The organism is Clostridium sp. UBA6640, from assembly GCF_002455975.1.
In the GTDB taxonomy this organism is placed as follows: domain Bacteria; phylum Bacillota; class Clostridia; order Clostridiales; family Clostridiaceae; genus Clostridium_J.
Genome location: NZ_DKLM01000122.1, coordinates 1 through 336, shown reverse-complemented (window position 1 = coordinate 336; position 336 = coordinate 1). Strand labels below are relative to the sequence as shown.

1 protein-coding gene is annotated in these 336 nt (G+C 28.3%); it reads right to left on the bottom strand.

The window, feature by feature from the left end; all coding sequences use genetic code 11:
• On the bottom strand, positions 1-268 hold a 268-nt coding region (locus B2W91_RS13330; protein WP_291581694.1), incomplete at its 3' end, for a hypothetical protein.
• Positions 269-336 lie beyond the last annotated feature (68 nt).

Genomic DNA, 336 nt, shown 5'->3' with positions numbered 1-336 from the left:
TTCTTTCTATAGGTTTTTCTATGCTTTCTCCATCTACTTCAGCATCTTTTGTTTCTTCATCTTTAAAAGTATTAGAGTTCCCTTCTTTATCTAATTTCTCATTTAGAGAAGTATCCTCATACTCTTTTTCATTAGTTTCCATAAACGTGGCAATATTTAAACTTGTCTTATTTATGTTGTTAGAGTATAACCCTATAGTCCATCCTAAAGAAAAAAATCCAACTATAACTGCTACTACAATCAAACTTACTTTAACATTCTTTTTCATAGCGCCCCCAAATTTGATTAAATATTATTTAAAAAACTCTAAGCTAAGGCATCTAAAAGAAAATAATA